The sequence below is a fragment of the Microbacterium sp. B24 genome (assembly GCF_000333415.1).
Taxonomy (GTDB): domain Bacteria; phylum Actinomycetota; class Actinomycetes; order Actinomycetales; family Microbacteriaceae; genus Microbacterium.
Genome location: NZ_BADB01000183.1, coordinates 1 through 9,282, shown reverse-complemented (window position 1 = coordinate 9,282; position 9,282 = coordinate 1). Strand labels below are relative to the sequence as shown.

Annotated in this window: 10 protein-coding genes; 2 read left to right on the top strand and 8 right to left on the bottom strand. The window is 71.0% G+C overall.

From position 1 onward, the window contains the following. The coding region (locus tag I5I_RS04700; protein ID WP_036317025.1) for an alanine racemase C-terminal domain-containing protein at positions 1-894 on the top strand (894 nt) is incomplete at its 5' end. Positions 895-912: 18 nt separating this feature from the next. Further along, positions 913-1,668: an IclR family transcriptional regulator domain-containing protein gene (locus I5I_RS04695; RefSeq protein ID WP_036317019.1), complete on the top strand. Its 756-nt coding sequence runs from the start codon at positions 913-915 to the stop codon at positions 1,666-1,668. On the opposite strand, the gene I5I_RS04690 is transcribed toward I5I_RS04695, so the two are convergent. The 8 genes from I5I_RS04690 to I5I_RS04655 form a co-directional block, all read right to left on the bottom strand. Then, positions 1,665-2,471 carry an IclR family transcriptional regulator gene (locus I5I_RS04690; protein ID WP_051039479.1) on the bottom strand — a complete coding sequence of 269 codons (807 nt, stop codon included), beginning with the start codon at positions 2,469-2,471 and terminating at the stop codon, positions 1,665-1,667. The two genes, I5I_RS04695 and I5I_RS04690, sit on opposite strands and share 4 nt — an antisense overlap. Positions 2,472-2,506: 35 nt before the next feature. Further along, positions 2,507-3,808 carry an aspartate kinase gene (locus I5I_RS04685; protein WP_036317014.1) on the bottom strand — a complete coding sequence of 434 codons (1,302 nt, stop codon included), beginning with the start codon at positions 3,806-3,808 and terminating at the stop codon, positions 2,507-2,509. A 201-nt stretch (positions 3,809-4,009) separates the two neighbouring features. Continuing rightward, positions 4,010-4,810 carry a lytic transglycosylase domain-containing protein gene (locus tag I5I_RS04680; RefSeq protein ID WP_036317011.1) on the bottom strand — a complete coding sequence of 267 codons (801 nt, stop codon included), beginning with the start codon at positions 4,808-4,810 and terminating at the stop codon, positions 4,010-4,012. Between the two features lie 17 nt (positions 4,811-4,827). Next, positions 4,828-5,607, bottom strand: coding sequence for a phosphate ABC transporter ATP-binding protein (locus tag I5I_RS04675; protein WP_051039481.1), 780 nt, complete (start codon positions 5,605-5,607; stop codon positions 4,828-4,830). Between the two features lie 227 nt (positions 5,608-5,834). Continuing rightward, positions 5,835-6,806, bottom strand: coding sequence for a sortase (locus tag I5I_RS04670; RefSeq protein WP_036317006.1), 972 nt, complete (start codon positions 6,804-6,806; stop codon positions 5,835-5,837). Continuing rightward, a complete protein-coding gene (locus I5I_RS16005; RefSeq protein ID WP_051039478.1) occupies positions 6,803-7,573 on the bottom strand; it encodes a hypothetical protein in 771 nt (256 codons plus the stop codon). The genes I5I_RS04670 and I5I_RS16005 overlap by 4 nt, the downstream gene beginning before the upstream one ends. Beyond that, positions 7,570-8,700 carry a COG1470 family protein gene (locus I5I_RS04660; protein ID WP_036317003.1) on the bottom strand — a complete coding sequence of 377 codons (1,131 nt, stop codon included), beginning with the start codon at positions 8,698-8,700 and terminating at the stop codon, positions 7,570-7,572. Before I5I_RS04660 ends, I5I_RS16005 begins: the two co-directional genes overlap by 4 nt. Positions 8,701-8,873: 173 nt before the next feature. Then, positions 8,874-9,158, bottom strand: coding sequence for a hypothetical protein (locus I5I_RS04655; protein ID WP_036317001.1), 285 nt, complete (start codon positions 9,156-9,158; stop codon positions 8,874-8,876). Positions 9,159-9,282: the final 124 nt, after the last annotated feature.

The following is a 9,282-nucleotide window of genomic DNA, read 5'->3' as shown; positions in this document are numbered from 1 at the left end:
GAGCTCGGTCCCGGGGATCCTCTAGAGTCCGCCCTGCGCGAGGAGGTGGAGGATGCCGCCGGCCTCGGCGTCGAGGAGTGGATCGGCGGTGCCGCACATGCCGCCGTCGTCGCCGCGGCGGGGGCGGCGACCGGGCGGCGGGTGCGCGCGCACGTCTCGATCAACGCGACCGGGATCAGCCGTGACGGCATCGACCTCGACGACGCGAATGCGGCGGCGCAGCTGAGGCAGATCGGCGCCGACGGGCGACTGGACGTGGTCGGCGTCGCGTCGCACTTCCCGTGCGAAGACGCCGATGACGTCCACGACGGCGCCGCCGCGTTCGCGATCCAGGCGCGCCACGCGGGCGCGCTGCTGGCTCGGGGGCCGCTCCAGCGCCACTGCGCGACCTCCTATGCGGCCCTGACCGTTCCCGCCTCGCGCTTCGACCTCGTGCGGATCGGTGCCGCACTGTACGGCGACACCTCGGCATCCCTCGCCGGACTTCGGCCCGCAATGCGCCTGGTGTCGCGGATCGCCGCGATCTCGGCGTATCCGGCCGGGCGCACGGTGGGCTACGACCGCACGCATCGACTCGATGCCCCCGCCCGCCTCGCCGCCGTTCCGCTCGGCTACGCCGACGGGTATCAGCGCACGCTCGGAGGGCGGGCCGAGGTACTCGTCCGCGGACGGAGGATGCCGGTCGTCGATCGGCTCGCGATGAACACCCTGCTGGTCGATGTCACCTCCGCCGAAGATGCCGTGATCGGCGACGAGGTCGTCCTCTACGGTGCACAGGGGGCCGAACGCATCAGCGGCGCCGATCTGGAACACGCGAGCGGACAGATCGCGGCTAACCTCTATACATCCTGGGGTCGCCTCCTGCCGCGGCGAGCGATCTCTCTGTCCGCCTGACCGACGCGAGAGCACGACATGGCTTCCCCCTCGTCATTCCTTCAGGGCCTCGCCCTCGTGGACGAGGCCGTGCGTCGCGAGAGGTCGGGTCGGCTCGCGCACAACGCGTCACGACTGGCCGAGTCGACCGGCATCGAGCGCAGCCGCGTGTCGCGGTTGACGCAGGAGCTGCGCGAGCTGGGTTACCTGGAGCGCGACGAGGCCACGCTCTTCGGTGCGGGGCCCCGCTATCTGCGCACCGGCGCGTCTCTCGCCCACCCGTGGCTGCGCGCCGCGCGCGGCGAGCTGCGCCGACTCGCCGTGGCCCACGACGTCAGCGCGGTCATCGCCGCCGCCGACGGCCCTGCGGCCGTGCTCTTGCGCGTGGAGCATCCGTCCGGGCGCGACGACGGCTACCTGCATCCCGGCGCACGCCTGCCGATCTGGTGCACCGGCGCGGGACGGGCCCTGCTCTGGGACCACTCAGACGCCGAGATCTCGGCTCTTCTGGAGGCGGTGCAGTTCGTGGGCGTCGGCGGTCCCGCCGCAGCGCACTCCCCCGAAGAGGTGATCGCCCGTCAGGCGCGCGATCGGACGAGCGGGCGGATCACCGCGGCGCAGGAATACGTCGAAGGCGCGCACGAGCACGCCCTGCCCCTGCGGCGAGGGGGACGAATCGTGGCTGCGGTCGCGGTGACGGCTCCTGCTCGGGGGCAGCGCCGCGTTCGGGAGGCGCTCACCGCGCTGGCGTCCGCCGTCGACAGACTCAGCCTCGTCGCGGACCAGCCCGCCTAACGTCCGTCGGCGGCGCCGAGTGCTGCCGACAGGACCGCGGCGGCAGACACGCACGCGGCCCCGAGCTCGTCGACACGGGGCGCCAGCGCATCCTTCTCGCCGACGATCTGCAGACCGGCGACGACCTCGCCCTGGAAGTCCCACACCGGCGCCGATACGGAGAACAGCTGCGGCTCGGCTTCCTCGTCGACGATCGCGAAGCCCTGCGCGCGGCTCGCCTCCATGCGGGCGAGGAACTCATCGACGTCGCGCGGAGCGCGGGGGCCGCCGCGGGAGAAGTCCGTGTCGGCGAAGACACCACGGATCTCCTCCTCGTCGGCATCCCACAGCACGGCGCGTCCGGCGTCGCTGCAGAACGCGGGGTAGGCGCGTCCCACCCACGAGCCGATCATTCGTGTCGCCGGCGGCATGCTCTCCACGATCGTGACCGTGGCATCGCCGGAGAGAACACTGAGGAAGCAGGCTTCGCCGCTCGCAGCCGCCAGGTCGTCGAGCACGGCGAGCCCGGCGCTGCGCAGCCGCCGATGCACGAGTTCCTGCGCCGTGGCGTACCAGTCCCACGACAGGCGATAACGTCCCTCGCTGTCGCGAACGGCGAGCCCCTCATCATGCACGGCGGCGAGCGTACGCGACACCTGCGACCGATCGCGTCCGAGTTGCTGAGCGACCTGCTGCACACTCACCCCGTCCGCGTGCATCGGAGACAGGGCGACCATAGCGGCCACCACGTCGAAGCCCCGACCCATGCTCGAACGCGAGGGCACTGCGGTGACCTGGTCTTCGGGAACGGAACGCGGCGACATGGAACGAGGATATGCGGCCGTTCGGCCGCTCGGCGTCAGCGGCCGGTGCCGGCGTAGACGGTCGCCTCGGTGTCGCTGTCAAGACCGAAGGCGGTGTGCACGACGCGGGCGGCCTGGGCGAGCTCGTCACCGCGGAGCACGACCGAGATGCGGATCTCCGAGGTCGAGATCATCTCGATGTTCACGCCCGCGGTCGACAGCGCCTCGAACAGCGTCGCGGACACACCGGAGTGGGTGCGCATACCGGCGCCGACGACGGAGAGCTTGCCGATCTGGTCGTCGTGCACGAGGCTCTCGAAACCGATGCCCGCCTGCTCGGCGGCGAGCGCCCGCAGCGCCGTCGCGGCATCCGACTTGGGCAGCGTGAACGAGATGTCGGTGCGACCGGTCGCCGCCGCCGACACGTTCTGGACGATCATGTCGACGTTGGCCCCCGACTTGGCGATGACGGTGAAGATCTCCGCCGCCTTGCCGGGAACGTCGGGCACGCCGATGACGGTGATCTTGGCCTGGCTGAGATCGGTGGCGACGCCGGCGACGATGGGCTCTTCCATGGGGGACTCCTCTGTGCTGTCGGGAGCAAGGCTTTCGGGAACGCTCATGCCCGGGCCGAGCACGAACGTGCCGCGTCCGGAGCTGAACGTCGAGCGGGCATTGATCATCACGCCGTGGCGACGCGCGTACTCGACGGCGCGGATGTACAGCACCTTGGCGCCGTTGGCGGCGAGCTCGAGCATCTCCTCGGCAGACACGACGTCGAGCTTGCGGGCCTTCGGCACGACGCGCGGGTCGGCGGTGAAGATGCCGTCGACGTCGCTGTAGATCTCGCAGACGTCGGCGTCGAGCGCGGCGGCGAGCGCAACGGCAGTGGTGTCGGAGCCGCCACGACCGAGAGTCGTGATGTCGCGGGTATCCCGATTGAAGCCCTGGAAGCCGGCGACGATGACGATCGCACCTTCGTCGAGCGCCTCACGCAGGCGCACGGGGGTGACGTCGACGATGCGCGCCGAGCCGTGGTCGGCGGTGGTGATCATTCCGGCTTGGCTGCCGGTGAACGATCGGGCTTCGAACCCCATCGAGTGGATGGCCATCGCCAGCAACGCCATCGAGATGCGCTCGCCGGAGCTCAGCAAGATGTCCAGTTCGCGAGGCGCCGGGATCGGGGCGACCTGCGCGGCGAGGTCGATCAGCTCATCGGTCGTGTCGCCCATCGCGCTCACCGCGACGACCACGTCGTGCCCGGCGCGGCGCGCATCGACGATGCGCTTGGCGACCCGCTTGATGCTCTCGGCGTCGGCGACGGACGAGCCGCCGTACTTCTGGACGATCAGCGCCACGTGTGGAACTCCTGAAGACATGTCGACGGGCACTCGGATGCCGCGCCCACCTCCCCATCCTAGGGATCGGCGCATACCGCCGACGCCATGTGACGGGCGACCGGCGAGGCACCTCGCCAGGTCCGCAGGATGCGACGACGTCCGCACCCGATCGGCATCCCGGGTGCGGAGTTCATGACATTCTGCGGAGTTCGTGTGGACTCAGCCCGCCGCGGCAGCGGCGTAGCGATTCGCGGCGGCGGCCACATCGTCGACGTACGCGTCGAGGTGGTTGTAGGCGAACACCGCGGCACGCCAGCCCGCGGCATCCGCCATCGCCGACGCCCCGCACAGGTAGCGCGCCGTCGCGAGGGCCGCGTCGTCGATCTGGTTGGGGTCGGCGGCACCGTCGCCGTTGCCGTCGGCACCCCAGCGTGACCACGTGTCGGGAATGAACTGCATCGGCCCGACGGCGCGATCCCAGAGCGTGTCGCCGTCCCAGCGGCCGCCGTCGGTGTCGGCGATCGCGGCGACGCCGTCGCCGTCGAGAGCCGGCCCGCGGATGGCGGGAGTGGGGTACCCGTTCTCGCCGAGCACCGCACCGCCGTGGCGGCCGTGATCGGACTCGATCGCTCCGATCGCAGCGACGGTGCTCCAGCCGAGCTTGCAGGAGGGCTGTTCGATCGCGATGCGCAGCTGCGCGTTTGCGTACGCCTGCAGCGCGCGCGGGGGGATGCCGGTGGCCGCAGAGACGCGCGAGAGCCAGACCGGGTCGACCGACGCAACGGGCGCGAGCGTGGCCGACGACGCGGCCACCGCATCACCGGTGACGGGCGCGACGGCCTCGGCATCCTGTCTCTCGGGCATCTCCACGAACGCATCGACGGGCCGCTCCGCGGGTGATGCCGGCGAGACGGACGGCGCCGCCTCGACATGTGTGAGGACGCCCCCGAGGAACACGGCCAGCAGTGCGACGGCACCGAGCGCGAGTGCGATCTCGCGCCACGACCACCGCGCACCCATCCGTGTCCGTGTCCCTGTCAGCCGAAACGGCCGTTGACGTAGTCGAAGGTGCGCGGGTCGATCGGCGACGAGAACATCGCGTCGGTGTCGCCGTGCTCGACGATGTGGCCGGGCTGGCCCTGCGAGGCGAGGAAGAACGCGCACTGCTGGGACACCCGCTGCGCCTGCTGCATGTTGTGGGTGACGATGACGATCGTGACCTCGCGCGCAAGCTCGGTCATCGTCTCCTCGATGACGCGCGTGGAGGTCGGGTCCAGCGCCGAACACGGCTCGTCCATCAGGAGCACCCGCGGCCGCACCGCAAGGGATCGGGCGATGCACAGGCGTTGCTGCTGTCCGCCGGAAAGCCCGCCGCCGGGCGCGCGCAGCCGGTCCTTCAGCTCGCGCCAGAGCCCGGCCTTGGTGAGGCAGGTCTCCACGAGCTCGTCCTTCTCGCTGCGGCTCGCGCGGATGCCGGCGAGCTTCAGGCCCGCGACGACGTTGTCGTAGATGGACATCGCCGGGAAGGGATTCGGCTTCTGGAAGACCATGCCGATCTTCTTGCGGGCGTCGACGAGACGATGGCCGGCGTCGTAGATGTCGTCGTGGTCGAGCAGCACCTCGCCGGCGAGGGATGCCGAGGGCACCAGTTCGTGCATGCGGTTGAGGATGCGCAGGAACGTCGACTTTCCGCAGCCGGACGGTCCGATGAGGGCCGTCACCTGGCCCGCGGGCATCTGCAACGACACGTCGTGGAGCACCTGGTGGTCGCCGAACCACGCGGAGATGGAGCGCGCCTCGAGCTGCGACGGCGACAGCGGGACCGCGCTCGCGCCGACGGCATCCGTGTGCGTCCCCGGGGCACCGCCGAGAACGACGGCTTCGCTCGGCGCGGGAGACAGGGTCGATTCGCCACCGGCCATCACCAGCGCGGCGGAGACCGGCGCGCGCCCGCTCGCGCGTCCGAGGAAGCGCGGGCGGTGCGCCCGCTCGGCGCGGTGGGCTGCGCGGGACGGTTCGATGTCGTCAGACATGGGGCTCCGAGTCAGAGAAGGTTGGGAAGCAGGCGGACGAGTTGATCGCAGACGAAGACGCTGGCCAGCAGCAGGATCGGCACGAAGACGATCCAGGTCTTCTGTGCGCCGACCCGACGAAACGCCCAGACGGCGGCGATCTCGGCGACGACGAGGAACTGGAGCGCGAAGACGAGTGCCCAGACGGTCGTCGTGTCCGTCGCAAGCGCCGCATGCGACGGCGGCAGCGTGATCGGGGTGGTCTGACGCGCGCCCGCGGGTTGGCCTTTGTCGACGAGTCGAGCGTCGACGTACGCGATCCCGGTCGGCACGTACGGCGCCCCGCGCGCGGTGAGCAGGATGAGACGGCTCTCTCCGCGGGCGGGCGCGGGCGGCGTCGGGTCGCCCGCGTAGCGGACTCCCAACACTTCGAAGGTGTTCAGCCCTTGCCCGGTGCGCACCTCGAACCGCTCCCCCGGCTGCAAGGACTGCAGACGCCCGAACGGCCCACCGAAGGCGGCGGCGCGGCCCATCACGACGCTGACGCCGACCTGGCCCGGCAGCACCGTGTCGCGGCGGTGGCCGGGGCCGCCGGCGAGGACACCCGATGACGTTCCCTCGGCGATCACCTCGTGCACCCCGAGGCGGGGGATGTCGATGATGCCGACGGGCGCGCCGTCGGCGAGGAGCACGTCGTCGAAGTCCCCCTCGCTGACCGGCGCCGTGCCCGCAGCGAGCTGCGCGCGGTAGGTGTCGGAGAGCTGCTGCTGTGCGGCGAAGTGCAGCACGTGGCTGAGCACCAGCAGATGGAAAACGAAGGCCAGGGTGAGGGCGGCGATGAGAGAGACGATGCCGCGTACGAGAGCCTGTCCGGCCGACAGGGGCGCGTAGTGAGGAGCGGGTCGCGGCATCCGGCGGGGCCGGCGCGGCGGAGGAGGCGGAGCGGATGCCGGGGGCACCGCGACCGGGGCGACGACCTGAGTCGCATCGTCGAGCACGGTCATGCCGTGGCCTCCGAGGTCTTCGCGGCGAGGGCGAGCGCGACGGCGCGCCACGCGAGCAGGGCGATCACGAGCGTCGCCGCCAGCAAGATGCTCAACCACGGAAAGACGACGACCAGCGCGTCGCGGGTCACGGGGGTCAAGGCCGTGCCCTCGACGGTGGCGGGCGGCGTGATCTTCACGTGGGTGTTGACCAGGCCCCACTGGCCGGCACCGTGCAGACGTGTCGAGATGAGGCGCGTCTCGCCCGGCTGCAGCCCCGTGACGGGCACCGCGGATGCCGAATCCAGTGCCGTGCCGAACAGCACGCTCTCCATCCAGAAGTCGGCGGTCAGGTCGATCACGCTCGAGGAGGCGTTTCGCACCGACAGCCACAGAGTGACATCCGCCTCCGCAGGATCGGGCGACAGGGCCACCGACGAATTGACACCGCTCACGTAGACCATCCCCGCGATGCTGACCGTGCCGCCCGTGCCCGTGCCCGTCCCGCTGCCGGCGCCCGTCCCGCTGCCGGTGCCGGCCGCTCCGCCACTTCCGCCCGTCGCCCCCGTACCCGGGCCCGATCTGCCTGACGAGGGAGAAGGGACGGGTGCGGCGGACGATGAGGTGGGGCGCGGCGTGGGGCTGGGGGTCGACCCGTCGGTGACGGTGACGGTGAGGTTGGCGCTGTCATTGCCGTCGTCGTCGGCGGCGTGGACCAGCGTGGAGGGCACCAGCAGCAGTCCGAGCCCGAGTGCCGCCGCGACCAGCGCCCGCCCGATCCCGGTCATGAATCCGCCGGGGCGGTCGCCGCGGCGGCACGCACCCTCGCCTCGGCCGCGATGGCCGCCTGCTGCTCGGTGTAGGCGACCCATTCCCGGGCGCGCGCCTCGTCGCGCCGGCGCCGCCAGCGCAGCAGCAGAACCACGGCCGCGGCGACAGCGGCGGCGATCAGCAGCATCCACGGGACGGCGACGACAACCGTGTCGCGGCTCACCGGTGCGACCGCGACCTGCATCGCGGCATCCGGGGCGTCGACGAACGGCGTCAGCTTCGCCGCCGGATTCAGGTAACCCCACTGACCCACTCCGACGAGATCGAACTCGTAGGTCGCGGAGTTGCCGGGAAGGAGCACGGGGATCGCTCCGCCCTGCGTCTCGGCGGCGGGGATGCCGAACCACGTCACGGCTCCCATGGAGACGTTCGCCGCGAGCGCGACGTTGCCGGGGTTGTCGACCGTATAGAGCACCTTGAGCGTGCCGCCGAAGGGGTTCCACCAGTCGCCCTGATACGTCGCATCGAAGCTCGCCAGAGTCAGGCGCGGCTGCAGGTCGCCGGACACGCGCGCGAACAGCGCCGTCGCGACGCGGCGGTCGAGACTGACCTGTTGCCCCTCCTCCGTGACCGAGGCGACGATCCCGCCCGCGTGATCTCCGGGGGTCGCGTCCGCGGGGAAGGCGACGGTGAAGCTGAGCAGACGCACTTCCTGCGGCTCGAGGGAGAACTGGATGCGGTCCTGGCCGTTCTCGAAACGCACCCAGGTGCCCAGGGCTTGCGGGGTCTCGGCGGTGGCGAGCAGCGAGAACTCACCGCTGGTCGCGTTGTACGCGTCGGTCGCGTAGACGGTGAAGTCCTGTCGCTGCGTGCCCGTGTTGCCGACCAGCACCTGGTCGGTCACGCTCTGGCCGGGATCCGCTGCATACGCGAATCGGGTGCGCCCGTCGGGGCGGCCGTCCGTTCCTGCGGGACGCGTCGCGACACCGACCGAGGCTGCCGACGCGCCGGGGTCGGGAGCGGTGTCGTCGGCACGAGCGGGCAACGCGCTCGCGGCGACGGGGAGCGCGAGAGCGAGCGCGAAGAAGAACGCACCGAACGTGTGCCGGATGCGCCTTCCCGATCGGGTGGTCGAGAACTGCACGGTCAATCTCCGCAGATATGGGCGACGAGGGGTGGTCGCGGGGATGAACGAGGGGTGATCGGGACGGCTCCGGAAGATGACGGATGCCGCGTCGGCCCGATCGCATCGTGAACGCACCGTGTGGGGAGGTCNCGAACGACCTCCCCNCACNNCTCAGCGTCNGGCCGCAGGGCTCACTTGGAGGTGAGCGTCAGCGTCAGCGTGGAGTGGTACTGACCGGCCGCGGCATCCTTCGGCGCCACGAACTTCAGGTCGGCATCGAGCAGCGCACCGTCGGTGAGCGTCGACACCGCCGTGCTCTCGGCGATCTTGGTGCCGTTGGTGCCGAGCGTGACGCCCGGCAGCAGCGAACCGTTGTCGAACGCCTTCGGCGTGATCGTCAGCGCGGAGGCCGGGATCTCGTCGGAGCCCGCCGTGAACTTCGACCACGCGGCGTCGAGGGTCCAGCCCTTGAGCACCTTGCGGTCGTCGATGACGGTGACCTTGCCGAGCGACTTCGTCGACGACGCGTTTGCGCGCCACGTTACCGAAGTCGATCGCCGTCTGCGCCGCGTTCAGCGACCACAGGTCGCTGGCCGTTGA

Bases quoted from the DNA above. Each gene is read 5' to 3' on its own strand.
- I5I_RS04695 (WP_036317019.1), top strand. From the start codon at position 913: ATGGCTTCCCCCTCGTCATTCCTTCAGGGCCTCGCCCTCGTGGACGAG.
- I5I_RS04690 (WP_051039479.1), bottom strand. From the start codon at position 2,471: ATGTCGCCGCGTTCCGTTCCCGAAGACCAGGTCACCGCAGTGCCCTCG.
- I5I_RS04680 (WP_036317011.1), bottom strand. From the start codon at position 4,810: ATGGGTGCGCGGTGGTCGTGGCGCGAGATCGCACTCGCGCTCGGTGCC.
- I5I_RS04670 (WP_036317006.1), bottom strand. From the start codon at position 6,806: ATGACCGTGCTCGACGATGCGACTCAGGTCGTCGCCCCGGTCGCGGTG.
- I5I_RS16005 (WP_051039478.1), bottom strand. From the start codon at position 7,573: ATGACCGGGATCGGGCGGGCGCTGGTCGCGGCGGCACTCGGGCTCGGA.